General features: G+C 71.5%; 26 protein-coding genes. 15 read left to right on the plus strand and 11 right to left on the minus strand.

The genetic code is table 11. From position 1 onward, the window contains the following. Nucleotides 1-58: 58 nt before the first annotated feature. From MUY22_RS47025 to MUY22_RS47035, 3 genes are all read right to left on the minus strand, one after another. A complete protein-coding gene (locus MUY22_RS47025; protein WP_247064469.1) occupies nucleotides 59-652 on the minus strand; it encodes a hypothetical protein in 594 nt (197 codons plus the stop codon). Between the two features lie 112 nt (nucleotides 653-764). Next, the gene (locus MUY22_RS47030) at nucleotides 765-1,778 is read right to left on the minus strand and encodes an aminotransferase class V-fold PLP-dependent enzyme (protein WP_247054733.1); all 1,014 of its coding nucleotides are present in this window, start codon (nucleotides 1,776-1,778) and stop codon (nucleotides 765-767) included. Between the two features lie 26 nt (nucleotides 1,779-1,804). Next, complete coding sequence (locus tag MUY22_RS47035; protein ID WP_247054735.1) at nucleotides 1,805-2,566, minus strand: isocitrate lyase/phosphoenolpyruvate mutase family protein; 762 nt, start codon at nucleotides 2,564-2,566, stop codon at nucleotides 1,805-1,807. Nucleotides 2,567-2,765: 199 nt separating this feature from the next. Here MUY22_RS47035 and MUY22_RS47040 point away from each other — a divergent pair, with 199 nt between their 5' ends. Then, nucleotides 2,766-2,921 (plus strand): hypothetical protein, encoded by a 156-nt coding sequence (locus tag MUY22_RS47040; RefSeq protein WP_247054737.1) that lies wholly within the window; start codon nucleotides 2,766-2,768, stop codon nucleotides 2,919-2,921. Between the two features lie 237 nt (nucleotides 2,922-3,158). On the opposite strand, the gene MUY22_RS47045 is transcribed toward MUY22_RS47040, so the two are convergent. Both MUY22_RS47045 and MUY22_RS47050 read right to left on the minus strand, forming a co-directional pair. Beyond that, nucleotides 3,159-3,824, minus strand: a complete 666-nt coding sequence (locus MUY22_RS47045; RefSeq protein WP_247054739.1) for a GPP34 family phosphoprotein — start codon at nucleotides 3,822-3,824, stop codon at nucleotides 3,159-3,161. 10 nt (nucleotides 3,825-3,834) lie between these two features. Then, nucleotides 3,835-5,286 (minus strand): glycosyltransferase family 39 protein, encoded by a 1,452-nt coding sequence (locus tag MUY22_RS47050; RefSeq protein ID WP_247054741.1) that lies wholly within the window; start codon nucleotides 5,284-5,286, stop codon nucleotides 3,835-3,837. A 165-nt stretch (nucleotides 5,287-5,451) separates the two neighbouring features. Between MUY22_RS47050 and MUY22_RS47055 the strand changes: the two genes are divergently transcribed. Next, nucleotides 5,452-6,687, plus strand: a complete 1,236-nt coding sequence (locus MUY22_RS47055; protein ID WP_247054744.1) for a sensor histidine kinase — start codon at nucleotides 5,452-5,454, stop codon at nucleotides 6,685-6,687. Continuing rightward, entirely contained in the window at nucleotides 6,662-7,312 is a 651-nt protein-coding gene (locus tag MUY22_RS47060; RefSeq protein ID WP_247054746.1) for a response regulator transcription factor, read from the plus strand. Before MUY22_RS47055 ends, MUY22_RS47060 begins: the two co-directional genes overlap by 26 nt. An 86-nt stretch (nucleotides 7,313-7,398) precedes the next feature. Here the strand turns inward: MUY22_RS47060 and MUY22_RS47065 are convergent, their stop codons facing one another. The 4 genes from MUY22_RS47065 to MUY22_RS47080 all read right to left on the minus strand — a co-directional run bounded on the left by MUY22_RS47065 (nucleotide 7,399) and on the right by MUY22_RS47080 (nucleotide 9,722). Next, entirely contained in the window at nucleotides 7,399-8,127 is a 729-nt protein-coding gene (locus tag MUY22_RS47065) for a M50 family metallopeptidase (protein WP_247054748.1), read from the minus strand. Between the two features lie 100 nt (nucleotides 8,128-8,227). Continuing rightward, nucleotides 8,228-8,599 carry a helix-turn-helix domain-containing protein gene (locus tag MUY22_RS47070; protein WP_247054750.1) on the minus strand — a complete coding sequence of 124 codons (372 nt, stop codon included), beginning with the start codon at nucleotides 8,597-8,599 and terminating at the stop codon, nucleotides 8,228-8,230. 40 nt (nucleotides 8,600-8,639) lie between these two features. Then, on the minus strand, nucleotides 8,640-9,215 hold the full coding sequence (locus tag MUY22_RS47075; RefSeq protein ID WP_326951604.1) for a TetR/AcrR family transcriptional regulator: 576 nt from the start codon (nucleotides 9,213-9,215) through the stop codon (nucleotides 8,640-8,642). 66 nt (nucleotides 9,216-9,281) lie between these two features. Next, complete coding sequence (locus MUY22_RS47080) at nucleotides 9,282-9,722, minus strand: SRPBCC family protein (RefSeq protein ID WP_247054754.1); 441 nt, start codon at nucleotides 9,720-9,722, stop codon at nucleotides 9,282-9,284. 23 nt (nucleotides 9,723-9,745) lie between these two features. Between MUY22_RS47080 and MUY22_RS47085 the strand changes: the two genes are divergently transcribed. From MUY22_RS47085 to MUY22_RS47120, 8 genes are all read left to right on the plus strand, one after another. Next, complete coding sequence (locus MUY22_RS47085) at nucleotides 9,746-10,276, plus strand: TetR/AcrR family transcriptional regulator (protein ID WP_247054756.1); 531 nt, start codon at nucleotides 9,746-9,748, stop codon at nucleotides 10,274-10,276. A gap of 10 nt (nucleotides 10,277-10,286) precedes the next feature. Beyond that, nucleotides 10,287-12,014, plus strand: a complete 1,728-nt coding sequence (locus MUY22_RS47090) for a CocE/NonD family hydrolase (RefSeq protein ID WP_247054758.1) — start codon at nucleotides 10,287-10,289, stop codon at nucleotides 12,012-12,014. 70 nt (nucleotides 12,015-12,084) lie between these two features. Then, nucleotides 12,085-12,507: a DUF3435 domain-containing protein gene (locus MUY22_RS47095; RefSeq protein WP_247054760.1), complete on the plus strand. Its 423-nt coding sequence runs from the start codon at nucleotides 12,085-12,087 to the stop codon at nucleotides 12,505-12,507. Next, nucleotides 12,504-12,692, plus strand: coding sequence for a hypothetical protein (locus MUY22_RS47100; RefSeq protein ID WP_247054762.1), 189 nt, complete (start codon nucleotides 12,504-12,506; stop codon nucleotides 12,690-12,692). Before MUY22_RS47095 ends, MUY22_RS47100 begins: the two co-directional genes overlap by 4 nt. A 45-nt stretch (nucleotides 12,693-12,737) precedes the next feature. Then, nucleotides 12,738-13,424 carry a response regulator transcription factor gene (locus tag MUY22_RS47105; protein WP_247054764.1) on the plus strand — a complete coding sequence of 229 codons (687 nt, stop codon included), beginning with the start codon at nucleotides 12,738-12,740 and terminating at the stop codon, nucleotides 13,422-13,424. Further along, nucleotides 13,421-14,809, plus strand: a complete 1,389-nt coding sequence (locus MUY22_RS47110) for a cell wall metabolism sensor histidine kinase WalK (RefSeq protein ID WP_247054766.1) — start codon at nucleotides 13,421-13,423, stop codon at nucleotides 14,807-14,809. Before MUY22_RS47105 ends, MUY22_RS47110 begins: the two co-directional genes overlap by 4 nt. Before the next feature lie 344 nt (nucleotides 14,810-15,153). Beyond that, a complete protein-coding gene (locus MUY22_RS47115; RefSeq protein ID WP_247054768.1) occupies nucleotides 15,154-15,513 on the plus strand; it encodes a helix-turn-helix domain-containing protein in 360 nt (119 codons plus the stop codon). A gap of 101 nt (nucleotides 15,514-15,614) precedes the next feature. Next, nucleotides 15,615-17,687 carry a tetratricopeptide repeat protein gene (locus MUY22_RS47120; protein ID WP_247054770.1) on the plus strand — a complete coding sequence of 691 codons (2,073 nt, stop codon included), beginning with the start codon at nucleotides 15,615-15,617 and terminating at the stop codon, nucleotides 17,685-17,687. A 341-nt stretch (nucleotides 17,688-18,028) separates the two neighbouring features. Here the strand turns inward: MUY22_RS47120 and MUY22_RS47125 are convergent, their stop codons facing one another. Continuing rightward, nucleotides 18,029-19,243 (minus strand): hypothetical protein, encoded by a 1,215-nt coding sequence (locus MUY22_RS47125; RefSeq protein ID WP_247054772.1) that lies wholly within the window; start codon nucleotides 19,241-19,243, stop codon nucleotides 18,029-18,031. A gap of 277 nt (nucleotides 19,244-19,520) precedes the next feature. Between MUY22_RS47125 and MUY22_RS47130 the strand changes: the two genes are divergently transcribed. Both MUY22_RS47130 and MUY22_RS47135 read left to right on the plus strand, forming a co-directional pair. Continuing rightward, nucleotides 19,521-22,496, plus strand: coding sequence for a BTAD domain-containing putative transcriptional regulator (locus MUY22_RS47130; RefSeq protein WP_247054774.1), 2,976 nt, complete (start codon nucleotides 19,521-19,523; stop codon nucleotides 22,494-22,496). A 400-nt stretch (nucleotides 22,497-22,896) separates the two neighbouring features. Next, nucleotides 22,897-23,406, plus strand: a complete 510-nt coding sequence (locus tag MUY22_RS47135) for a hypothetical protein (RefSeq protein WP_247054776.1) — start codon at nucleotides 22,897-22,899, stop codon at nucleotides 23,404-23,406. Between the two features lie 115 nt (nucleotides 23,407-23,521). Here the strand turns inward: MUY22_RS47135 and MUY22_RS47140 are convergent, their stop codons facing one another. Continuing rightward, a complete protein-coding gene (locus MUY22_RS47140; protein WP_247054778.1) occupies nucleotides 23,522-23,926 on the minus strand; it encodes an ester cyclase in 405 nt (134 codons plus the stop codon). Between the two features lie 81 nt (nucleotides 23,927-24,007). Between MUY22_RS47140 and MUY22_RS47145 the strand changes: the two genes are divergently transcribed. Together MUY22_RS47145 and MUY22_RS47150 are read left to right on the plus strand one after the other, a co-directional pair. Next, nucleotides 24,008-24,544 (plus strand): TetR/AcrR family transcriptional regulator, encoded by a 537-nt coding sequence (locus MUY22_RS47145; protein ID WP_247054780.1) that lies wholly within the window; start codon nucleotides 24,008-24,010, stop codon nucleotides 24,542-24,544. Between the two features lie 211 nt (nucleotides 24,545-24,755). Further along, the gene (locus tag MUY22_RS47150) at nucleotides 24,756-25,661 is read left to right on the plus strand and encodes a LysR family transcriptional regulator (protein ID WP_247054783.1); all 906 of its coding nucleotides are present in this window, start codon (nucleotides 24,756-24,758) and stop codon (nucleotides 25,659-25,661) included. Nucleotides 25,662-25,682 lie beyond the last annotated feature (21 nt).

The raw sequence follows: 25,682 nt of genomic DNA on the forward strand, positions 1-25,682 counted from the left end.
GGCCTCCTTACCGGCTCTTATGGCCGGTAAGGAGGCCTTCACGGCTTTCGAGAGGGGCTCAGCCGAAGTCGGCCGACAGGCGCAGCGCGTCCTCGGCGATCTTGTCGATCAGCGCCTTGTCCTGGTGCTTGTCGTAGAAGTCGCCCAGCACGATCGTCACGTTCGTGCCCTCGACGCGGGACGCGTACGCCGCGTCGGCGCCGCTCACGCTCGGGGTGCCGGCGCCGGCGAACGTCTTGTCCCGGACCAGGTCGGTGACGTTGCCGGTGCCGTCCTGCTCGGTCAGCGCCTTGAGCGCCTTCGCCTTGGTCGAGTCCGGCAATCCCACCAGCACCACCGACACCAGCGCCTTCGCGCCGCCCGACTCCGTCGTGTACAGCGCGCGGACCAGCGACTGGCACGGGCTGTCCTGGAAGAAGTCCTTGGTCTTGCCGTAGGACTTCGCGACGCAGTCGGTGGAGCGCACCGGCCCGGCGACGGGCGTGAACGTGTACTTCCCGGTGCTGTGGGCCGGCGGCTGCGCCGTCGGCTCGTCCGGCGTCGAGTCGTGCCGGATCAGGAACCAGAGCAGCCCGGAGATCACGGCGATCGCGACCAGCCCGGCGCCCCTGAGTGCCAGGGTCCGGGTGTCACGCTTCGGTGGGCCGGGCACGGGCGGGCGGGGCTGCGGGGGAACCGCGCCCAGCGGGGCCGTGTCGGACGGGCCTGGGGTGAAATGCGCACCAACCACGACGCCATACGGTAGTTCACGCCCGCTGAGCTGTTCACTCGAATGCGTGTAAGACGCGTTCGACGTCGTCAGCGGTGTTGTAGAGGTGGAAGCCGACCCGCACCTTGCCGTTGCGCAACCCGGAGACGATCCCGGCCGCGGCCACCCGTCCGGGGTCGGCCTCGAGCGACACGATCGCGCTCCCCCGCGGCGGCCGGCCGAGCTTCTCCAGCAGCGTGTCCGCCAGGCCGATGTCGTGCGCCGCGACCTGCGCGAGGTCGAGCCCACCGAGGTACTCCAGCGCGGCGGCCGCGCCCACCTGGGCCAGCCAGACGGGTGAGAGGTCGAACGCGCGGGCGTCGCCGGCCAGCCGCAGCGGGAGGCCGTAGACGGTGGCCCACGGGTCCTCCCCCGCGTACCAGTTCGCCGCGACCGCGCGGGTGCGGTCCTGGGCGTCCGGGCGCACCGCCAGCCACGCGCAGCCGCGCGGCGCGAGCAGCCACTTGTAGCCCGCCGCGACGACCCAGTCGGCCCAGGCGACGTCCAAGGGCAGCCAGCCCGCGGCCTGGGTCGCGTCGAGCAGCACCGCCGCGCCGGCGGCCTCGGCCGCGGCCCGCAGCGCGGGGAGGTCGGCGATCCGGCCGTCGGCGGACTGGACGACGCTCACCGCGACGACGTCGTGCCCCTCGACCCGGGCGGCGAGGTCGTCGAGCGGCACCTCGGTGACGGTGACACCCGGGTTCGCCGCGAACGGGAAGGTCACGCTGGTGAAGTCGCCCTCGGCGGCGAGCACGCGGGTGCCGGCGGGCAGCGCGGCGGCGACGTTGGCGATCAGCTGCGACGCCGACGCGCCGATCGCGACGCGCCCGGCGTCGACCCCGAGCAGCCGGGCGAACCCGGCCCGCGACCGGGCGACGGCCTCGTCGAAGTCCGCCGGCCGGCTCGCGCCGGTCCGCCAGTTCTCGACGGACTCGGCCACGGCCGCGGCGACCGGCGCGGGCGGGATGCCCATGCTCGGCGTGTTCAGGTACCCGGACGGGACGGCGAAGTCGGCTCCGAAGGCGTGCATGTCCCCGAGCCAAGCAGATCCGGTTCTCACAGGAACGCGGTGACGTCGGCGTAGGACGGCGGAGTGAGGGGAAGGTCACGGCCGTCGCGCACCGCGAGCGCCGTCTCGGCCGCCGCGGCCAGGGCCATCCGGTAGGGCAGCGAGCCCAGGCTGACCCGCGCGACGCCCAGCTCCGCCAGCCCGGCCAGGGTGACCTTGCCGGGCAGGAACAGCAGGTTGAGCGGGACCCCGACGGCGACGAGCCGCTCGACGTCGGCCGGCGCGGCGAGACCGGGCACGAAGACGCCGTCCGCCCCCGCCGCGACGTACGCCCGCGCCCGCGTCTCGGCTTCGGCCACCGAGCGGTCGCCCGCCCAGTGGGTGTCGGTGCGGGCGTTGACGAACAGCCGCGGCGCCCGCTCCTTCACGGCCGCGACCAGGGCGGCCTGGACGTCGACCGGGGCGAGGGAGCCGTCGGCGCGGCCGTCCTCGAGGTTGACGCCGACCACGCCCGCCGCGGCGAGTTCTTCGGCCAGGTCGGCGACCGCGGCCGGGTCCGCGCTGAAGCCGTCGGCGACGTCGACGCTGACCAGCGCGTCGAGCCGGGCCAGCCGGGCGGCCAGCGCGACGGTCGTGTCCCGCGTCGACGGCGCGCCGTCCGGCTCCCCCGCCGCCGCCGACACGCCGAGGCTGGTCGTCCCGAGCGCGCGGAACCCCTGCGCGACGAGGTGGGCGCCGACGCCGAACTCCCAGGCGTTCGGCAGCAGGAGCGGGGTACCGGGGACGTGCAGCGCACGGAATTCGTCCATGCCCCGAACCTAGGACCACCACACTTCGGCCGCCGCCGAAGCCGTGTCGACCCTCCGATCACGTGTGTCGGCCGTTCGATCACACCCCTCAAGCGCCTGACCCGTTCGACGTCGGTTGTGCGCAGTCCGGGCTGATCCTCCTGCCCGATCCGACTCTCGCAGGGCTTAAGAAGTGAGAGGGGAAACCTAACCGAAAGGCGTGATCACCATGGTCGAACCGCTGCCCGATCTGACTGCCTACCTCGTCCGCGACGCGCTCCGCCGTCGCGAGGATGAGTTGCTCGCCGCGGCTCGGGAGGCCGGTGCCGACCCGGCCTTCGCGGACTGGCACGGCCGGGAGTGGATCCAGCGGTAGCCGCGACGACGATGGCCCCGGCAGCGCGTCGGGACCATCGTCACGGCGAGGGCAGCCATCGGCGCACCCGCTCGAAGAAACTCCTCGGCAGCACCGAAGCACCGTGTCGACCCTCCAATCACGCGAGTCGACCCCCTGGATCACGTGTGTCGGCGTTTCGATCACACCCCTCGAGCGATCGAAACGCCGACACGCGTGACTGGGCGGTCGACTCGTGGTTGCCGGGTCGACACGGCGTCAGCCGCTGCTGCCGGACGAGGCGGCTGCCGAGATCGCCGCGGCGCGGGCCGCCTTCAGCTCCCGGACCACCTTGCGCAGTGCGGGGACCGCCGCTCCCGCGCGGTCCTCCAGCTCCGCGAGCCGGGCCTTGTGGTGGCGGGCGTCGCGGCGCGAGACGACCGTGCGCAGCTCCACCGCCGCGGCCAGCGACGTCAGCGCCGCCGCGTCCGGGGCGACCCGGGACGCCGGTTCGCGGCCCCGCAGCGCGGCCGCCACCGCCTCGTGCAGCCGGGCCGCTTCCGCGCGGTCGCGGACCACCGGGCGGCGGCGCGGGAACAACCCCAGCACGTGCGACGTCTTCAGCGTGATCGTGCCCGCCGCGTCGAGCTGGGCCTCCAGGGACTGGAGCGTGGCCCGGGCGTCGCGGCGGACCCACCGGCGCCACTTGCGGTGCGGGTCCGCGGCGAGGTCGCCCAGCAGGTCGTCGAGCACGAGGTGGCCGGTGCCGGCCGCACCGGTGACCACGGGCCGCCCGTCGCCGTCGACGACCTGGCCGCGCAGGACCAGGTCCGTCAGCGCCGCCGCGCGCACCAGCAGCGCGACGCGTTCCCGGTGCGGGAGCCGGTCGCGGCCGGTGTCACACGCGAGCAGGTAAGCCTGGGCGGGCAAGGACAAAGTGCTCATCATTTTCCCTTCACTGCCGTTTCAGCTGGGGCCAGATCCGCGACCACGGCGCGTTCCGGCCGTCGTAGAGCCACAGCAGCCCGTCGACCACCTGGGTCTCGTGCGCGAAGTGGGGCCGCAGCAGCCCGGGGTCGAACCCGGCGAACAGCACCGCGTCGGCCGACTCCGGCGGCGGCCCGAAGTACCAGTACGCCCGGTGTCCACTGTAGACGGTGTGGATGCCGTACGGCGCCCCGTAGAACTCGGTCACCGCCGCGAACGGGTAGATCTCGGAGTACACCGCCGTCCGGGCCCGGGTCGCCGGCGGCAGCGCGGCGTACGTCTGCCCGATCACCTTCGCCAGCTCCTGCTGCGGCAGCTCCCCCTGCGCGAAAGCGCTGCCGAGCGAGAACGGCCCGACCGACGTCCGCGCCGACGCCGGCCACACCGGCAGCGCGACGAGCGTGACGACGGCCGAGAGCACGAACACCGGCCACGCCACAACCTTCCACCAGCGCACCAGGTTCCGCCGGGTCAGCTCGGTCGCGGCGGCCGCGAACGGAACGGCGTAGCAGCCCATCAGGTAGTAGGACCGCCCCTGCGTCGCGACCACGGCCAGCGCCACGAGGACCAGCGCGACGCCGAGGTAGCGGTACGGCCGCAGCTCCGCCGACCGCAGCAACCGCCAGACGCCGTAGAGCAGGGCCACCACGCCGACCCCGATCCCGGCGCCGAGCAGCCCGTCGCGCACCCACGGGCCGTAGCCCGGGAACTCCGCGGCGACGACTTCACTCATGTGGGTGTAGGGCCAGCCGTGGGTCGCCTGCCAGATCAGCGTCGGCACCGTGACCACGGCGGCGATCGCCGCGCCCAGCCACAGCTTCGGGCGCCGGAGCAGGTCCCGCGGCCCGACCGCCAGCGCGGCGAGCAGCACCGCCGCCCACAGCGCCGGGATCAGGAACTTCGTCTCCAGCGACACCGCCGTGACGACGCCGGCCCAGACGAGCAGGCCGTCGCGGCGGGTGCGGGTCCAGCGGACGAGCAGCCAGGCGACGACCGTCCACAGGAACGGGTCCAGCACGTAGGTCCCGATCCAGTGGCTGACGATCACGATGCCGGACGTCGCGTAGCAGGCCGCCGCCATCGCCTGGGCGCCGCGCCCGCCGCCGAACTCCCGCGCGATGAGCGCCGTGACGACCACCCCGGCGGCCGCGGCGAGCGTCATCGGCAGCCGCAGCACGACGAGCGAGTCCGGCGCGAGCCAGTCCATCGCCGCCGCCAGCGCCGGGATGAGCGGTGGCTGGTCGAAATACCCCCAGCTCAGGTGATTTCGACCGGCCACCAGGAAGTAGAGCTCGTCGAACCCGCCGGCGTAGCGCCCGCTGGTCAGCAGCAGCGCGAGCCCGGCGAGGCCCGCGATCGCCAGCACCGGGCCGCGGGCGAACACCACGCTCGTCGTCTGTCGCGTTTGGACAGTCACCACGGTTGCCTCCCTCGCTGTGGTCCGCCCACTCCACCGGATCGGGGACGCGGGCGAAACGGGGCAAGGAAGGTGATCGCGGCGACGAAAGTTGCGGCCCGCGGACCGGTGCGCAACTTTGGTTGCGCATCCGGCGCGGCGGCTTCCGCGAGCGGTTACCGTGGCCGCGTGACCAGCACCAGGCGGCCGTGGTGGCCGAGCCGCGCCGACGTCTTCTGGCTGTTCGTGGCGGCGTTCGCGTTCGCGGGCCTGAACGTCCTGCTCTACACCCTCGGCGAGGTCACGACCGGGCCGCTCGGCCCGGCGGCCGGGCTGGTGCTGCAGCTGGTCTGCGACTTCTCCCTGGTGCTGGTGTTCCGGTTCCCGCGGCAGGTCGCCTGGTTCGTCGTCGCGGCGGCGGGCCTGATGCTGGCGTCCGACCTGTTCACCCCCGGCCTGCTCGTGCCGGTGCGCCAGCTCGCCTTGACTACGGTGCCGACCATCAGCCCGGTCCTGCTGTCGCAGCTGCCGCGGCTGCTGGACCGGCGGACCGTGCTCTGGCTGGCCGGGATCCTCACGCTGATCGCCGCGCGGCCGTGGGTGCCGAGCTGGAGCACCACGCCGTTCGCCCTGCTCAGCACCACGCTGCCGGCGATGCTCGGGCTGTACGGCGAGGCGCGGCGCCAGCTGCTGCGATCGCTGCGGGACCGCGCGGAACGCGCCGAGCGCGAGCAGCACCTGCTCGCCGAGCAGGCCCGCGCGGAGGAACGGCGGCGGCTGGCGGGCGAGATGCACGACGTCGTCACGCACCGGCTCAGCCTGATGGTGCTGCACGCGGGGGCGCTCGGCGTGACGTCGCACGAGGAGCCGGTGCGGGCGGCGGCCGAGGACATCCGCCGCGAAGGCGTCTTCGCGCTGGACGAGCTGCGCGACCTCGTCGGCGTGCTGCGCAACGGCTCCGAGCTGAGCCCGCGGACGCTCGGCCAGGAGCAGCCCGGCGATCCGGCTCAGCTGGTCGAGGAGTCCCGCTCGGTCGGCATCGAGACGGCGTTCGTGGTGGACGGCGACCCGGCGCAGGTGTCGCCGACCGTCGCGCGGACCGCGTACCGGCTGGTGCAGGAGGCGCTGACGAACGTCCGCAAGCACGCGCCGGGCGCGTCGGTGACGGTTTCGCTGCGCTACCACCCGGGCGGCCTGGACGTCTCGGTCGCCAGCACCGCGGCCGGGCAGCGGCCCGACCCGGCCTTGGCGGCCAGCGGTTCCGGGGCCGGGCTGGCCGGGCTGCGGCAGCGCGTCGAGCTCGTCGGCGGGCGGTTCGACGCGGGCCCGGTGCGCGGCGGCGGGTTCCGGGTCGGTGCGATACTGCCCGCTTACGTCCCGACGGCGGAAGGCACGCAGAGTGATCCCGGTGCTCGTGGTCGATGACGAGCCGATGGTGTGCGCGCACTTGCGCACGATCCTCGGTTCGGCCGACGACATCGACGTCGTGGCCCAGGCCGCCGACGGCGCCGAAGCCGTCGAGGCCGTGGTCCGGCACCGGCCGCGGGTCGTGCTGATGGACCTGCGGATGCCGGGCGTCGACGGCCTGACGGCGATCGCCCGGATCGCGGCGCTGCCCGACCCGCCGGCGGTGGTCGCGCTGACGACGTTCGACGCGGACACGTACGTGATCCGCGCACTGCGCGCGGGCGCGGCGGGCTTCCTGGTGAAGTCGACGCCGCCGGAGGACCTGATCGGCCTGGTCCGCGTCGCGGCGGACGGCCACACGGTGCTCTCGCCGTCCGCGGCCCGCCGCCTGGTGGCACTGTCGTCGGACAGCCGCGAACGCGGCGACGACGCCCGCCGCCGGACGTCCGGCCTCACGGACCGGGAGCGGGATGTCTTGGCGTGCTTGGGCGAGGGACTGTCCAATGCGGACATCGCGACCCGGCTGCACCTCGCCGAGGCGACGGTGAAGAGCTACGTCTCGCGGATGCTCGTGAAGCTGGACTGCACGAACCGGACCCAGGCGGGCCTGCTGGCCCACGAAGCGGGTCTGGTCGCCCGCTGACCCCGCCACTTTCACCACGAAAGATGCGGCTTCACACCGATCTGACGTCACTTTCCCTAGGAAAGATGCATCGCCTCACACGGATTTTACAGGTGCCACAGCAACGGGAAGGCGTGCCACACCGCCCAGCCGATGAGGGCGAACCACGCCGCGATCCACACCAGCGACGGGATCCCGGTGCGCTCGGCGACCGAGGCGGCGTCGTCCTCTTGCCCGCGAAACCCGCCGGCGAACCGGTTGGCGAGGAGCGCGCGCAGGCCGCCGATCTCGCTGGTCAGCAGCAGCCAGGCTTCGGCGTAGGCGATGCCGTTCTTCAGCCAGGGCGGCGCCCAGCGCAGCGCGCCGAACATGACCGCGCCCACCGCGACCACCACCACGAAGGTGAGCATGTCCCGCGTGACCAGCAGGATGAACAGCATCGTGACCAGGGTCAGGAGAAGCACGGCGGGCGAGAGGCCGCGGTGCAGGAGCGCGGCCGCGCCGAGGCCGGCCAGCGGGGGCATCGCGTACCCGGCGGCGGTGGCCAGCACCCGCGCGAACGGCGACGGGTTCCAGTGCCAGGTGCCGCCGGACTCCGGGCTGTCGATCTCGATCCGGAAGACGCCACCGCCGGTCAGGACGCTCACCAGCGCGTGGCCGCCTTCGTGGAAGAGCGTGCCGAGGAAGTTGGCCCGGTAGAAGACACTCCGCCGGCCACTGGCAGGCACGGCGAACGCCGTCACCACCGCCACGACGGCCACCAGCGCGGTGATCCCGACGAGTTCCGGCCCCGGCAGCGGCACGGTTTCGTTGAGCACGGCGAACGCGGACGCCATGGATTCCCTCCCCGGAGCCGTGGAGCCGTCCTCCACAGTGTCACCGGTGCCGCGGGCCAAGCGGCATCCCCGCCGGGAATTGTCCTAGAGCTGTCCAACGTCACGCGGACGCGGGTGTGTGCTCCGCGTCGTAGGCGTCGCGGGCGTCCTGGACCGACGTCATGTGCTGCCGCGCCCACCGGTCCAGCATCTCCAGCGGCTCGGAAAGGTTGCGCCCCAACGAGGTCAGCTCGTACTCGACCTTCGGCGGGATGACCGCGTACGCCGTGCGGGTGAGGATGCCGTCGCGGACCAGGCTGCGCAGGGTCTGCGTCAGGACCTTCTGCGAGATGCCGTCCACGCGGCGGGCGATCTCGGTGAACCGCAGCGGGCCGTCGGTGAGCGCGCCGACGATGAGGACCGTCCACTGGTCGCCGATGCGGTCGAGCAGCTGGCGGGTCGGGCAGTCGCGGTCGTACGGGTCCGGGTGCACAGCGCGTCTCCTCACTTTCCCAAAGAGAGTAACACGCGATTCAGGCGGTGGGAGCCATCAACGTGGCGAACAGGATCCGCAGGTGGCGGCGCCCGCGTTCCCAGCGCGCGTCCAGCTCGCCCTGGTCGCGGGTGGCCCAGCTGGCGATGAGGATGCCGCGCACGACGTCCATCGCGGTGTACACCGCGTGCAGGAACTCGTGGTGCCCCGCGTGCTCCGGCAGCAGCGCCTTGCCGAACTCGACCAGGCTGGACGTCGCGATCGGCTCGACCACGGCCATCTGACGGCGCAGCTCGGCGTCGGTCCGCGACGCGACCCACAGCTCCACCGTCGCCGAGAACACCGGCCCCTGGTGCATCTCCCACATCAGCTGCAGCGCGTCGCCGACCGGGTCGGTGGACGCGCGCAGCCGGTCCAGCTCGGCCATCGCGACCTCGGTGCGTTTCGCCGCCAGGTGCCGGATCGCCGAGGTGACCAGGTCGGCCTTCGTCGGGAAGTGGTGCACCTGCGCGCCGCGCGTGACACCGGCGCGGTCGGCGACGCGGGTGGTCGTCGTGCCCGCGTAGCCGTACTCGACCAGGCAGTCGATCGTCGCGTCGAGCAGCCGGACGCGCATCGCCGCGCTGCGCTCCTCCTGGGTGCGGCCGGTCGATCCCCGTCGTGGCGCTGACATGCGCCCACTTTATGGGGCGACGCGTGCCTCGGTCGCGGCGACCAGCCCGGCGACCACCCGCTTGATGAACACGCCCAGGATCCGCCGGTAGAACCAGCCGGTGCCGGGGATCTTCGCGGTGAACGTCGAATGCCAGTGAACCTCGGTGCCGCCGTCGGCCGGCGAAAGGTCGACGTAGGCGACGTAGTCCCGCAGCGGCAGGCCGTGCTCCAGCGCGTAGCCGAACCGGCGCCCGGGCTCCAGCGCGACGATCCGCTCGTACGAGCGGGTGCGGCCGGTGCGGAACAGCCGGACCGCGCCGAGCCCTTCCGGCTCCCCTTCCCCCTCGCTGACCAGCTCGAACGACTCCAGCGGCGACCACGTCGGCCAGCTCGTGCCGTCACGGAGGAGGGCGTAGACGGTGCCGGCCGACGCGGACGTCCGGCCGCGGACCGATATACTCTGTACCATTTGGTACGTGTACCATCTGGTACATGATCGACACAAGCCCGCGCGCCAAGCTGCTGGACGCGGCGATCGACCACATCGCCCACCACGGCGGCGCGAGCGAGAGCCTGCGCGCCCTGGCCGCCGGCCTCGGCACCAGCCACCGCATGCTCATCTACCACTTCGGCTCGAAGGAAGGCCTGCTCACGGCCGTCGCGCGCGAGGTCGAGGCCCGGCAGCGCGCGGCCTTGGCCGACGTCGGCGAGGGCCGCGAGTTCTGGCGGCGGCTGACCGACGAGGACCTGCGCGCCAACGAGAAGCTCTTCTTCCAGCTCTACGGCCAGGCCCTCGGCGGCACCCCGGGCACGACCGGGTTCCTGAACGGCGTCGTCGACGACTGGCTCGGCCCGATCGAGGCCCTGCTCGCGCGCTACGGCGTCCCCGAGGCCGACCGGCCGGCGCACGCCCGGCTCAGCCTCGCCGTCACCCGCGGCCTGCTGCTGGACCTCGTCACGACCGGCGACCGCGCGGCCGTCGACGCCGCGATGGAGCTTTTCCTGGCGAGATACCAGAAGTGATACTGGCGCCATGCGGCTGACACTGGGGTTCCTGCTCGCGCTGGTCACGACGGCGGTCCTCGCGCCCGCGGCAGCGGCCGAAACCGGCCCGGTCCGCGCGACGGCGTGGGTCGAAACCGGCGCCGACCTCGACCACGACGGCAGGCCCGACCGCGTCGCCGCCGACGTCGTCCGGCCCGCCGGGCGCGGACGCGTCCCGGTGATCCTCGACGTCAGCCCGTACTTCGCGTGCTGCGGCCGCGGCAACGAGTCCCAGAAGAAAACGTTTGCGCCGGACGGCACCCCCGAGCAGTTCCCGTTGTTCCTCGACAACTACTTCGTGCCGCGCGGGTACGCGGTGGTGCTGGCCGACGTCGGCGGTACGAACCGCTCGTCCGGCTGCTTCGACGACGTCGCCGACGGCAACGCCGTCGTGAACTGGCTCAACGGCCGGGCGAAGGCCTTCGACGCGCCCGACGGCGGGCGGCCGGTGACGGCCGACTGGGCCACCGGGGACGTCGGCGCGATCGGCAAGTCCCAGGACGGCGCCACCGCGATCGGCATGGCCGCCTCCGGGATCGCCGGACTGAAGACGATCGTGCCGATCGAAGGCGTCGCCGACAACTACGCCCAGCTCGTCGCGAACGGCGCGCCCTTGGCGACGCCGGACAACACCGGGTCGGCCTTCACCTACAACGACCGCGCGGCGCGGTTGTGTCAGCCGTTCGAGGCGGACGTCAAGGCGCGCATGGGCACGGACGGTGACTACAACGCCTATTGGCAGAGCGTGAACTACGTCCCGCAGGCCGGGCGGGTGCGCGCGAGCGTGCTGATCGCGCAGGGGTTCGGGGACAGCGTCGTCGGCCCGGACCAGTTCGCCGCGTATTGGGCCGCGCTCGGCCGGGCGGGGGTGCCGCGCCAGGCGTGGCTGAGCCAGGCCGGCCACGTCGACCCGTTCGACCTGCAGCGGGCGCGGTGGGTGGACACGCTGGGCCGCTGGTTCGACCGCTGGCTGCGGGGCGTCCGCAACGGCGTCGAGCACGAGCCCGCCGTGCACCTGGAAACCACGCCGGACCGGTGGACGGACGTCCGGGCCTGGCCGCCCGCGACCACCGCCACGACGTTCCGGCCGGCGGCCGGCGGCACGCTCGGGCGGCGTGGTTCCGGCACGGCCACGGTCGTCGACGACCCGGCGGCCGGCCGCGAGCAGTGGGCGGCCGGGACGTCGGCCGCGCGGTTCACCGGCGCTCCCCTGACCTCGGCGGTGCGGCTCGCCGGGACGCCGTCGATGACGATCACCGCGTCGTCCGACAAGCCCGCCGCGCGGCTCGGCGTCGCGCTCGTCGACTACGGCCCTGCGGAAGTCCGGAACACCACGAACTACGGCAGCGGGATCAAGACCCTGACCACCCGATCGTGCTGGGGTGTGAGCCGGCCCGGTGACAGCGCGTGCTTCCTGGACACCGCCACCGACCTCGTCCACGTCGACCACCAGATCGTCGCCGCGGGCTGGGCCGACCTCGGGCACCACGCGTCGCTGCGCCACGGCGAGCCGCTCGTGCCGGGGCGGGCGTACCCGATGACGTTCACGCTGAGCAGCCTCGACCACGTCGTCCCGGCCGGGCACCGGCTCGGGCTGCTGCTCGGCGGCACCGACGGGCAGCTGTTCGACCCGGCGCTGCCGGTACTGGGCGACACGCTGACGTTCGACCTCGCGCGGACGTCGATCACCGTGGGCCTTACACAGCCCGAACACTAGGCGCACGCCGCCCGAACACCGGCCCGCCAGAGTTCTCCTCGTACCCGGAAACCTTCCTGAGGGAGACACCATGCGAGGACCCACCTGGACGCGGCGGCTGGCACTGGCGGGCGCCGGGAGCGCGGCCTGCCTGCTGGCGCTGTCGCCGCTGGCCTCGGCCCAGACGACGTCCCCGGCGCCGGTCGCGCCGATCACGCTCAGCCCCGAGGAGTCGCAGCAGGTCTGCGGCGACTGGGTGCCGAAGCTGCAGAAGCGGGCCGACAACCTGGAGAAGCGGATCAACGGCGGCGCCGAGGTCGCCGGCTCGGTCGCCAACCTCAAGGCCCGCGCCCAGGACCAGCGCACGGCCGGGCACAACGACCGCGCCACCAAGCTCGACGAGCGCGCCACCAAGCGGCAGGGCAAGGTCGGCGAACTGACCACGGCGAAGCAGAAGCTCGACGCCTTCGCGACGGCGCACTGCAAGCCGGCCGCCCCGGCGCCGACCAAGTGAGGGCGGCGAGGATCGCGGCGGCGGTCGGGGCGGCCGCGCTCATCACGCTCGGCTGCTCGGCCTGCCGCGACAACCTGATGGGCTCGCCGGACTCCGGGACTTCCCCGGCGTCGTCCGAGCTGAGCGGCATCGAGTCGACGCTCAACGGTGTCGAGTCCGACATGAACGACGACGGCTCCCCCTGACCGGCTAGCGTCTCCCCGGGGGCGACGGCGGAGACGGGAGCGGCAATGGGGTCACCGGGACGCGGCCTCGTCCTCGTGGTCGAGGACGAGGCCGCGATCGCCGAGCTGGCGGCGCTGTACCTCAAGCGCGACGGCTTCGGCGTGCACGTCGAGGCGGACGGCGGCCGCGCGCTCGACGCCGTCCGGCGGCTCAAGCCGGTGGCGATCGTGCTCGACATCGGACTGTCCGGAATGGACGGTATCGAGATCTGCAAGACGCTGCGCGCGGCCGGGGACTGGACGCCGGTGCTGTTCGTCACCGCCCGCGACGACGAGCTGGATCGCTTGCTGGGCTTGGAGATCGGCGCCGACGACTACCTGACCAAGCCGTTCAGCCCACGCGAGCTGGCCGCCCGGGTCCGGACCGTGCTGCGACGCGCGTCCGGCGCGGCGCCGGCCCCGTCGGCGTTCACCGTCGGCGCGGCGCGCGTCGACCTCACGAGCCGCCGCGCCTGGGCCGGCGAGACGGAGATTTCCCTGACGTCCACGGAGTTCGACCTGCTCACGCACCTGCTCCGGCACCCGGGGCAGGTGCTTTCGCGCGACCAGCTGCTGAGCGCCGTCTGGGGCTACGCCGCCGCGGCGGGCACGCGCACGGTCGACGTCCACGTCGCGCAGCTGCGGGCGAAACTCGGCGCGGCCAGTCCGATCAGGACGGTCCGCGGCATCGGCTACGCGGCGGACCAGGCATGAGGTACCGCGGGACGCTCGCCGGGCGGATCACGCTCGTCTGCCTCGCCGTCGCCGGGATCGCGGTGATCGTGGCCGGGTTCGTGGCGGCGCGGCTGATCCGGACCACGGCGGACAACGTGCTGCAGGCGTCGCTGTCCGCGCAGGCCGACGTCGTCGCGTCGCAGCTCGACGAAAGCGGCATCGGCAACCGGCTGGGCGTCGGCAAGGTCGCCGACGTCGTCCGCGGTCAGGGCATCTCGGTCGTGGTGCGGCGCGCGGGCGGCCAGGCCGTCGGGGACGCCGTGTCGGTGCAGGCGGCGGCGAAGGCGGGGCTCGGCGCCGCGCACTCGGAGCGGGTGCTGGTCGCGGGCGCGCAGTACCTGGTGGAGACGCGGGCGGTCGGGACGCGCGGGGCGGCGTTCGCGCTGGTCCTGCCGGCGCGCAACGCGGAGACGACGCAGCGCGCGCTGGTCCGGAACATCGCGTTCGCGCTGGGGATCGGGCTGCTGGTGGCGGCCGCGGCCGGGTTCGTGTCCGGCCGGCTGCTGGGCCGTCCGCTGCGCCGGGCGGCCGCGGCCGCGGGGTCGTTGCGGGCCGGCCGGCGGGACGTCCGGGTGCCGGTGGAGGGACCTCGGGAAGTCGCGGAAGTGGCGGGTTCGCTGAACTCGCTGGCCGACGCGCTCGCCCAGAGCGAGGCGCGGCAGCGGGACTTCCTGCTGTCGGTGTCGCACGAGCTGCGGACGCCGTTGACGGCGGTGACGGGCTTCGCCGAGGCGATCGCGGACGGCGTAACGTCGGGCGACGACGCCCAGCGCGCCGGCCAGACCATCCAGCGCGAGGCCGCGCGGCTGGAACGCCTGGTCACGGACCTGCTGGAGCTGGCCCGGCTGGGCGCCGACGAGTTCAGGCTGGACGTCACGACCCTGGACCTGGGCGCGCTGCTGCGCGACTGCGCCGAGGTCTGGCAGCTGCGGTGCGCCCGGGAGAACGTGCGACTGTCCGTTGCGGCGCCGTCGTCCCCGGTCCCGGTGCGGGCCGACGCCCGCCGGTTGCACCAGGTCGTCGACGGCCTGGCGGAAAACGCCCTGCGAGTCACCCCCTCAGGCGCCCCCATGGTCTTCTCCCTGTCAGTGTCCGGCCCCAACGCTCAGCTTTCCGTCCGCGACGGCGGCCCGGGCTTGGCCCCGGAGGACTACCCGGTGGCCTTCGAGCGCGGCGTCCTGAACGCCCGCTACCGCGACCGCCGCCCAGTCGGCTCGGGCATCGGCCTGGCCCTGGTCCACGCCCTGGTCACCCGCATGGGCGGAGACCTGACAGCCGGCCCGGCCCCCGAAGGCGGCGCCGCGTTCACCATCACCCTCCCCCTGGCGGCGACGTCCGCCACCGTGCCGCTCCCCCGCCCCTGATTCCGCAAGCCGGGGCCCGGACCCCGGAGTTCGGCCACGATTCGCCCGGATGCGAATCCAGCCCGGGCAGTTCAGCGCAGCGCGACCGAACGACTCGTGAATTCACTGGGCAAGCGGCACCCACGCACTCGGTTGGTGCTCACTCTCCGTCGAACTCGGGCACGATCGAACACCCAACGGATCTAGCGAATAGCTCGGCGATCCTGTGTTCGTGACCACCCATCCGCGCCCAGCGCGTAACTTTATGTTCAATCCCAGCGACAGAGAAACTCGGTGGGTGTCCACTTCGACAGCGCTCAGCGACCGAATCTCCATGCACAATCACTGTGACGGGAGTACGGAACTTGACGGAGGAACGAAAGCAACGCGGCGATCGGGAAGCCGCGGATCCCGGTGAGCGGGACCGGAGTTTGGCCCGCGCTTACGAACTCGGGGCCTCCATCGAAGAGCTCGCCGAGCAGGAAGGTCTGAGCTACACGTGGATGCGGCGAAAACTGCGCAACGCGGGTGCCGAGCTGCGGCGCAGACCCGCCCCGAAGCCTTGTCCGATTCCCCTGGATCAGCTGGCGGACGAGTACCACGCGGGAGCCAGCATTATGGTGCTGGCCCGGACCTACGGTTTGTATTACAAGCGAGTCCGTGAGCTCCTGCTCGGTCACGGTGTGCAGTTGCGCCCCTCGACTCGCGCCAAACCCGACTCTTGACCTGGTTGTGCCGTGGGTCACTCGACAGTTAATCACCTCCCGTGCAGGTGCACGGGAACTTTTCGTGCTTTCGAGTGGAAATTCCGAATTCCGCCAAAAGTATGCTCGATCGGCGAGTAAACAGAGAAGTTCGGGACTTGCGGGGGAGATCTCGGATGGACGAGCAAGTAGAACGGTCACGCACACCGGAAAGAGAAGGACCCGGCGCGGGGCCACCGTTCCAGTTACCGGCCGCAACCGGGCGCCTGGTCGGCCGCGATGTCACCTTGACCAAGCTGGACGAGCTCTGGGGCCACCGCGACGTTTCTCGTCCGCTCGTCGTGCTCGACGGCATGGGCGGGGTCGGCAAAACCGCCGTGGCGACGCACTGGCTGCACCTGCGCCGCGCCGACTTCCCCGACGGTCTGCTGTACGCCAACCTCAGTGAAGCAGACGGCAGCCCGGTCACCCCCGAGGATGCCCTGCACGGCTTCCTCACGTCCCTGGGCCTGCCGGCGGCCGAGGTCCCGACGGGGCCTGGCCGCCGGTCGGCGATGTTCCGCGCATTCACCGCCGAACGGCACCTGGCGATCTTGCTCGACGACGCCGTGTCGGCGGCTCAAGTGCGTGCCCTCCTCCCGGCCACATCGTCGGTGCTGGTGGTGGTGACCAGCCGGCGCCGGTTGGCCGGCCTCGGGATCGACGACGCCACGCTGATCACGGTCGAGCCCTTGGATCCGGACGCGTCCGCGGAACTGCTGCGCGAGACGATCGGCCGGGAAAGGCTGTCGGCCGAGCCCGCCGCGGCCGACCTGATCATCGCGGCCTGCGGTGGCTTGCCCCTGGCGCTGGGTGTGGTGGCCGCGCGGCTTCGGGCCCGGCCGCTCCGTCGTCTCGAGCGCGAAGCGCACAGCTACGTCCGGCACCTGGAAACGGCTGACGAGGTCCCGGAAGACGTCCGCGACGTCCAGGCGGTCTTCGACGCGTCGTATGCCGAGTTGCCCGGCGGCGCCGCACGGCTGTACCGCGTGTGCGGACTGCACCCCGGGCCGCAGGTCGCGCTCGAGACCCTGGCCGACGTACTCGGCTTCCCGCTCGAACGGATCGAAGACGACGTCGAGGCCCTGGTCGGTTCGAACCTGCTCGCCGACGCCGACGATGACCGGGTCACCCAGCACGAACTGCTTCGGCGGGACGCCCGGAGCCGGGCCGAGAGGGAGGACAGTTCCTCCGATCGGCGAGCGATCGCCCGGGGTTTCGTGCGCTGGTACCTCGCCCGGGCCCAGCTGGCCGACACTGTGATCCACCCGCACCGGCAAAGGTTCGCGCAGCCGGACACCGCAGGCTCGGCGACTTTCGGTAATCGAGCATCGGCGGTCGCGTGGTGGCGCCGCGAGCTGTCCACACTCCGCGCGGCCTTCGCCGAGGCGGACCGGAACCAGTGGGACGAGGAGACGTGGAAGTTCTGCGAGGCCTCTTGGGGTTTCTTCCTCCACCACCGCGACTACGAACCCTGGCTTTCGATGAACACCGCGGGCGTGGCCGCGGCACGGCGATGCGCGAAACCATTGGTCGAAGCCCGGCTGAGATCCCAGCTGGCGTTCGCCTACGCGAAACTCCACCGGTACGACGAGGCCGTCTCCCAGAACCTGACCGCCCTGCGGCTGAGCGAGCAGGAAGGAGACGGCCAGACGCGCGCGACGGCGCTGTCACAGCTCGGACGGGCCACCCGAGGACAAGGTGACCTGCCGGGCGCACTCGGGTTCTACCGGCAGTCAGTGGCACTGCACGAGGAGTTGGGCAATCGCCGCGGCGTGGCGCTGGGCCGGCGACGCTGCGGTGAAGTGCTGTCCGAGCTGGGCCAGACCGGCGAAGCAAGCATCGAGCTGGAAGCGTCCGCGAACCTGATGGACGAACTCGGGGACGCCAACCAGCACGCCCGCGCCGTCATGGCACTCGCCGGCATCCGCGAACGCGACGGCCGCCCGGGAACGGCGATCGAGATGCTGTCGGCAGCGTTAGCGGTCGTCGAACGCCTCGACTCTCCTTACTACACGGCCGAAATCCTGGCCTCGCTCGGCCGGATCGAGGGTCGCCATGGTCGTGACGAGGAGGCACGCAACCACCTCGCCCGGGCTCGCGAGCTCTACGCCAGGACGGGGGATCCACAAGCCACCGCCAACGACGGCGAGTGAACGCAGCCTGTCGACCCAGTCACCGGGCACGGTGCGGTTGGCGAACCAGCACACGCCGGCACCAGGCAGGCCGAGGGCACAGCCACCGGGAAACGCGGACACCGCCGCTTCCGCTCCTGGGGAGGCGCGCAGTGCGGCCGTGACCTGCTTCCCTGCGGGCTCGGCTGAAGCGGCGTCCCTGCACAGCACCACGTCTGCGCAGGCGAACCAGGATCGCGACGCACAGTCGTCCACCACGACGAGCACATCAGCCCAGGCCTTCCGATGACGGCCGAGCCGCACCCGCAGCACACCCTGGTGACAGACGGCGGCCGGTGGTCCGGACGCCACCACCCAGCCGGTCACGCCCCCGACTGCCAGGGCACCGGAGCCGGCAGCACCGCCGGCTCAGCCGGTTCACGCGGCTCGGAAAGCTCCATAAGCCGGTACATCGCCTTTCGCAGGGCCGCGGCCGCGCCGTCCGGCCGCGAGGTGATGGCCGCGGACACCGCCGCCGCCACCTGGTCCCGTGCCTCGACGGCGCGTCCCACTTGGTCGACGAGCGGCTGATCGTGCCGCAATCCCGGAGCCTCTCGCCGCACCAGATCGCCCAGGCTGCCCTCTCGGAGCGCGTCTCCCGGGTGCGCGGCGACCGTGACCGGGCACCCGATCGCGGCAGCGTACGCGGTCGTGGACCCGTGGTCCCCGATCACCCAGTCGGACGCGATCATTGTTGCCTGCCAACCGGCATCGGGTGGGATCAGGAGCAACCCGGCGCGAACGCACGAGGAGAACCAGGCAGCCACCTGCCGCTTCCCGTGCACCGTCCAGACGAGGGGGTGCAACACTGCCGCGACCGCATAACGATTCGACGCGAGCGCGTCGCAGACCGCTCGTCCCAGCTTGGGCAGTTGCCCGAACACCGAGTCCGTCGACCAGGTGGAGCTGATCGTGACCAGGTGCTGGTCGGATCCGACGCCGAGGCGGTCACGGTACTGCTGCCGGCGGAACGCGCTGGCGCGCATCCTGTCGAGGCAGATGTCCCCGGTGACGTCGACGCGGGACAGGACTTCCGGACAGAGGTCGCGGACGGCGTCACGCTCGGCCTCGGTGCCGAGTGCGAGGACCGACGGCAGGATCCGGCCCCGGTAGGTGAGCAACTCCCGGTCGAGGCCGGTGGCCGGCGCCGCCGTGGCGCCGGCCTTCCGGCTGAACCGGTACGACTTCAGCGCACCGGCGCCGTGGCTGACGAGGAGGATCGGCCCGCGCAGTTCCGCCAGGTGCCGGTGGCTCGCGGTCAGCACGAGGTCGAACCGGTGCTGGATCGCCTGGTGCCAGGGCAGCACCAGGCCGTGCTGTGCCCGCACGAACTCTTCGACGCCGTACCAGCTGTCGGTGTCGTGCGGAACCGTGAACAGGATCTGCACCCGATGGTCGGTCTCGAGCAGTGGCACCAGGTCGAGCAACCGCGTGCCCGCGGCCATCGTCGGCACCACCACCAACGCCGTCCGGCAGCCGGGGCGGGTGACCCGCAAGTGCGCACCCATCCCTATCGGCCCGCGAACCCATTGATCCATCTTCGTGCTCCCTCCCGTATTCGGCACCCTCGGGAGCAATCGTGCAATGGTCGTCCGACAAGCAACTTCCAGCTAGTGGACAAAATGCTGACAAAGGATCACCTGCGTCCCGCGAAAGCGTGCTTCGGCGACTCTGACGTGGATTTATCGCTGCGAGAGTGCCAAAATCGACAACGATGAAGCGAAGGTGGGGCGCTTCTACGGGAGGGGAAGCAGAATGGAGATCGCGTTCGGAATTCTCGGGCAGACAACGATGCGAATGCACGGGAACCTGACCGTGAAATGGTCTCATCGGCGCGAGCGCAACATCACGGCGGCGCTGCTGACCCAGCCCGGCAAGCGTGTCTCGATCGAGTCCCTGGTCGACTGGGCGTGGAACGACGACGAAGAACGCCCCCGGTCGCCGAAGGGCGCGCTCTACAAGTGCGCGGCCAGGATCCGGCAGGCGCTGGAAGGCGCCGTCGCGCCCGCGACCCTGGTCGCGGACAACGGTGGCTACCGGCTGGACGTCGACCCCGATCTCATCGACTACCACGTCTTCCGATGGATGATGCGCCACGCGCACGGGCTCAGCGACCAGGGGAACCACCAGGCGGCCTGCGAAGCCGCGCGGAACGCACTGGCCCTGTGGAACGACGAGCCGCTCGCGGGGATCACGTCGGCGGCCGCCGAAAACTGGCGCGTTTCGGTGACGGACAACGACTGGATTCCGGCCAGCACCTTCCTGCTCGCCGAATTGCTCACGGCCGGGCATCCTGCGGAGGCGCTGGGACTCCTGGACCAACTCGGGCACGCGTACTCGACGGAGCTCTGGTTCGCGAAACTGCGACTGCAGGCACTCACCGCGATCGGGCGCTACCGCGCGCGGGACGAGTACTTCCGCGAAATGTACCGGACGTTCCGGCAGGACCACGACGTCCAAGCCGCCGACGATCTCCGCGCCCTCAACGAACACCTCCGCACGCCCGAACGCCTCGCCGGGCCGACGGGCGACGACGGACCCGACCTGGCCTCGCCGCCCGGCATCGCGTCGGCACCGTTGCGGGAAGTCCCCCGGGACATCGGCCACTTCACCGGCCGGGACGACGTGCTGGCCAGCCTCGACGCCACGATCATCCCCAGGCCCGGGCCGTTCACCCCGGCCCTCGTCACGCTGACCGGGCCTCCGGGGGTCGGCAAAACGAGCACAGCCGTCCGATGGGCGCACCGCACGGCCGACCGCTTCCCCGGTGGGGTCGCGCTTGTGGACCTGCACGGGGTCGGACCGGGGATGCGAGTCGAATCGGCCGACGTCGTCGACAACCTCCTGTCGGCCTCGGGCTACCCGGTCGACCGCATCGTCGGCGCGGCCGGGCGCGCCAAACGGTTACGCGGCCTGCTGAGCGACCACCCGATGCTGGTGGTGCTGGACAACGCCCAGGACACCGAACACATCGAGACGCTGCTGAGTGTCCTGTCGGACTGCGCGGTGATCATCACGTCCCGGCAGCGTCTCACCCGGCTGGCCCGGCAGCACCACAGCCCGGTCATCACGCTGGCGCCGCTGGCCCCGGAAGCCGCCGTCGAGTTGCTCGACCGGAGACTGGGCAACCGGCTGGACCGCGAACCCGAGGCACTGGCGAATCTCGCCACGTTGTGCGGCGGAATGCCGCTCGCACTGACGATCGTCGCGGAACGAGCCACCGTCCGGGCCGGCAGCCGGCTCCGCACCCTCGTCGACCAGCTGAGGGATCCCGCTCTCTTGCTGACGATCGGCGATGACGGCGACGGCGACGACGGCAACCTGCTTTCGGCCTTCTCGTGGTCGTACCAGGGACTCGATCCGGCGGCGCAGGACACGTTCCGTCTGTTCGGCCTGCACCCCGGGCCCGAGGTGGGCGCCGAGGTGCTGGCCGCTGCAGGCGGCGTCGAGGTGGCCGCGGGACGGCGTGCGCTGGACATCCTCGTGTCGGCGCACCTGGTGCAGCAGCCGAACGACGGCGACCGGTACCGCATCCACGACCTGTTCCACCACTTCGCCCGGACGCTGGTCAGCAGCGGCCCGGAGGCCGACGCGGCCCGCAGCCGGATGGCCTCGTACTACCTGCACACCGCGCACAACGCCCACCGGATGGTCTACCCGCACCGCGGCATGGCCCCGATGCCGGAGGTCGAGCAGGGTTGCGCGCCGACCCGGTTCACCGATCCGGTCGGCGCGATGCGGTGGTGTCTGCGGGAACGCGCGAACTTGAACGCGATGGTGACGTATTCAGCGGACCACGGGCTCCACGGCTACGCCTGGCGGCTACCCCACGTCACCGGGGCGATCCTCAACCGGTTCGGGTTCTACGACGACATCATCGCGGGACTCGTCCAGGCCGCGCGTTCGGCCGCTGCTCTCGGTGATCACATGGCGGAGGCGGCAAGCCTGAACGACCTCGGCTACGTCAGCCTGCTGGCCGGGTACGACGACGTGGGCGAGGTCTACCTCGAACAGGCCCTCCACCTCGCGACCGTCCACGTGATACCGATCGGCACCCTGACCGTGCGGCTCAACATGGCCAGGTACAGCCGCCACGCCGGGCGCCTCCCCGAAGCCGTCCGGCTCTACGAACGTTGCCTCCACGAAGCCCGGACCGCGGGAGACGCCGAGCGGCAAGCCACCGCCAGCCACGAACTCGGCAAGTCCCTCGTGGAACTCGACCAGGGACACCGCGCGCTGCACCACTTCCACCGCGCCCAGCACCTGCGCACGATCATCGGCGACGACGCCGGACTGCTCGCCACGCTCACCGAACTCACCGACCAGTACCGGCGGCTGGGTGAGTTCACCACCGCGGAAAAGCACTGCCGCCAGGCCTTCCAGCTGTCCACCGCCGTCCGCGATCTGGTCGCCACGATGAAGCTCTACACGGTGCGCGCGCACTTGGCCTCGGCCCAGGATCGCCACGACGAAGCGTTCGCTTTCGCGCGAGACGGTCTGGCACTCGCCTTCCGCGCCCACACCGCGACTGCCGAAGCCCGCGCGCTCACGACGTTGGGTCACGTGCTGGCATCACGAGGCGACCTCGGCGAAGCACGCGCGGCCTGGAGACGCGCCGTGCAGCTGTATCGCAACCGTCGTCGCCACGCCAAGGCCGAGCAGGTCGAGCACGCGCTGGCCGAGGCCGGCCCGGAGCCGGAAATTCCCGAGGCGCGAACTGCCGACAAAGACACAGTGTCCCTGCCCGCACCCACGCGACACTCCGCAACAAAGAACCACCTTAACGGGTGATAGTCACCCAATCCTCTCTGTCGTCTCCCTCTAACGGACAGCTTTAAGTACTGGTAGAGGCCACTTTGAATCTTTAGGGGCCCCGTCTCCAGGCGAGGCCTCCGTCGCAAGGGGGCTTGCTTATGCCCGCAACGAGCCATAGCCTCTGGCAATCCCGAGTGTCGTCGGGCAAGTGCCAAAGGCACTTCCGACCGCACCACTTCCATGAGGAAAGCCAGAGGAACGACCGTGTTCGACTCCCCGCACCCCACATGCACCCGCCTGCGCCCGGATCCCGAGGCTCGCGGGTTCTTGTTCCCCCTTTGGTGGTGGTGCTAGGCCGTAGCGACAGCGCCCGGCGGACGAATCCCGGGCGCTTCCTTTCGCGTACCACCAGGATCGAGCCGGATACCATGGCTTCATGAACTCGACGGCGCCCTGGTGGGGAAGTGGTTTGTTCGCACTGGCCACCGGATTGCTCACAGCACTCACCGCGGCGCTGGCCACGACACTCCCGAAGCGGACTGAACGGCGGCTTGAGCAACGCAGGCTTTTCCGGGAGCACAAGGAAAAGATCTACCCGGACTTCATCGCCGCCGCCTACGAGATCGTCGCCGCACCCCTCTGGGAGGACAGTCAGGAAGCCGGCCGACGACGCCTCGACCGCCTCGGTGGATTGGGACACCAGATCGCTTTCTTCGCCCCCGAATCCACCGAGGCGGCCGCGACACCCGTACTCCGCGCGGCGACCGAACTCACCGATCTGACCGTGACCATCCGGAGGTCGAGCAAACCCGGCCACCAAGGTACCGTCGACCAACGTTTTTCCGCGGCCCACGATGACGCCTTGGCTAAACTGCGCGCGTCGGTCACGGAGTTCACGAAGACAGGTCGAGACGACCTCGAAATCTCCGGCCCGCGCCACACCTGACCCGCCTCTTGAGCGGCCCCGCGTTCTACGCGCCCAATCACGCGAGATCCGCCTTCAATCACGTGAGTCACGCGTCCGATCACGCGAGATCCGCGCCCAAGCACGCGGCGTCGCGTCAGGACGGCGGTGCCAGCTGGGCCGCGCGGTCGGTCACGTCCATGACGGCCCAGTGCTCGACGACCCGGCCGTCGCGGACGCGAATCATGTCCATGCTGGTCACGGCGTAACTGCGGCCGGTCGAGAGCTGCGTTCCCGTGCTCGTGTAGCGGTTGACCGAGAACTCGCCGTCGGCGACGTTGCGCTCGACCCGCACGCCGACGTCGCGGAAGCCGGCGAAGAACTCGCCGTCCAGCATGGCTTCCCACTTCGCGCGCCAGGCGTCGATGCCGTGGTGGTCGCCGCCCGCGCCGCCGCGGTGGTCGACCACGTCCGGGTCGATGTAGCGCAGACCTTCGGTGACGCTCTCGGCCGTGAACGGCGTCAACGCGATCAGCCGGCGGTGGACTTCGGCGGCGTCCATGGTCACTCCTCAAGTGGGGACTTCCCCGGTTAGGGTTCGGCTACGCTAACCGGGGACATCCCCACTTGGCAAGGGAGCAGCATGACGGCACGGGCCCGCAGGTCGGACGCGCGGGACAACCAGGCGCTGCTGCTCGCCGCCGCGAAGGACGTCTTCGCCGAGGACGGCCCGGACGCGCCGCTCGACCGCGTCGCCCGCCGCGCCGGCGTCGGCAACGCGACGATGTACCGGCACTTCCCGAACCGGCGCGAACTGGTCGTCGCGGTGTACGCCGACGAAGTCGCGGAGCTGCGAAGCCGCGCGGACCTCGACGCGGACGACCCCGGCGAAGCGCTCTTCGCGTGGCTCGGGTTGTTCGTCGAGCACGTCCGGACCAAGCGCGCCCTCGCGCTGTCGCTCGCCGATCCCGCGGGCGAGCACGAGAGCCTGTTCGCCGGCTGGCACGCCGCGATGAACACGACCGCCACCGCTCTGCTCGGCCGCGCCCGGGCCGCCGGCGCCGTCGCCCCCGACGTCACCGAGCTGGACCTCCTCCTGCTCGCGACCGGCGTCGCCCTCTCCGGCGGCGACCCCGCCCGGCTGCTCACCCTGGTCCGCCGCGGCGCATCGGCCGACTGAACGCGTACCGGAACGGTCGGCTCGCGTACCTGGAGGGTCAGCTCGCGTGATCCGACGCGTGACTCGCGTGATCGGAAGCGTGACTCGCGTGATTGGGAGCGTGACTCGCGTGATTGGGGGCGTGACTCACGTGATTGGGGGCGTGACTCGCGTGATTGGGGGGTCGACACGTGATGGGAGGGGTGGGGCGGTGGGTCGTTAGGGTCTGGGGATGGAGATGCTGCACCTGCGCTACTTCGTCGCGGTCGCCGAGGAACTGAACTTCTCGGCCGCGGCTCGGAAGCTGCACATGGCCGCGTCCCCGTTGAGCCAGCGGATCAAGGACCTCGAACACGAGCTGGGCCAGCAGCTGTTCGACCGCAGCACCCACCACGTCACGCTCACCGCCGCCGGGACCGCCCTGCTGCCGCTCGCGCGGGACGTCCTCGAGCAGGTCGGCGCGATCCCCTGGAAACTGAAGGAGGCGACGCGGCCGCAGCGCAGCACCGTCTTCCTCGGCATGCCCGCCGGGGTGCACCCGGACCTGCGGGACCGCGTCAACGCCCTCGCCGAGCTGGTCAAGGCGCGCTACGAGGTCAAGCGCTGGCCCGGCACCACCGCCGACCTCGTGCAGGGCGTGCACGACGGGAAGCTCGCGCTCACCCTCGCCCGGCTGCCGGTCACCGATCCGGCGCTGGAACAGCTGCCGGTGATGTCGGAACGGCTCGGCGCGGTCGTCCCGGCCGACATGTTCGCCGGGCGGGACTCGGTGACGCTGGCCGAGCTGGCCGAATTCCCGTACGTCGCCTCACCCGGGGACATCACGCCGGCGTACTTCGACCAGCTCGACCACCAGTTGAGTGAATTGGGCGTCAAGAAACGCATTCGCCTGACCAACACCGGCTACGGTGGAACGTCCGAAATCATTTCCAGCGGCGAGGCCTTTTCCATTTCCATGCTGGACGACCGGAGCCCGATGCACGGCTACCGCCTCGACAACGTCATCGTGCTGCCGTTCACCGACTTCCGGCCCCAGCTCGATACCGGCCTGCTCTGGCGCCGCGACCGCGCGGACGGCGACCTGCGAGAACTCGTCGAAGCCGCGAAAGACGTCTTCAAGGAACCGATCGCCACCTAAACCACAATGGTATGACCGCCG

The organism is Amycolatopsis sp. WQ 127309 (genome assembly GCF_023023025.1).
Classification (GTDB): domain Bacteria; phylum Actinomycetota; class Actinomycetes; order Mycobacteriales; family Pseudonocardiaceae; genus Amycolatopsis.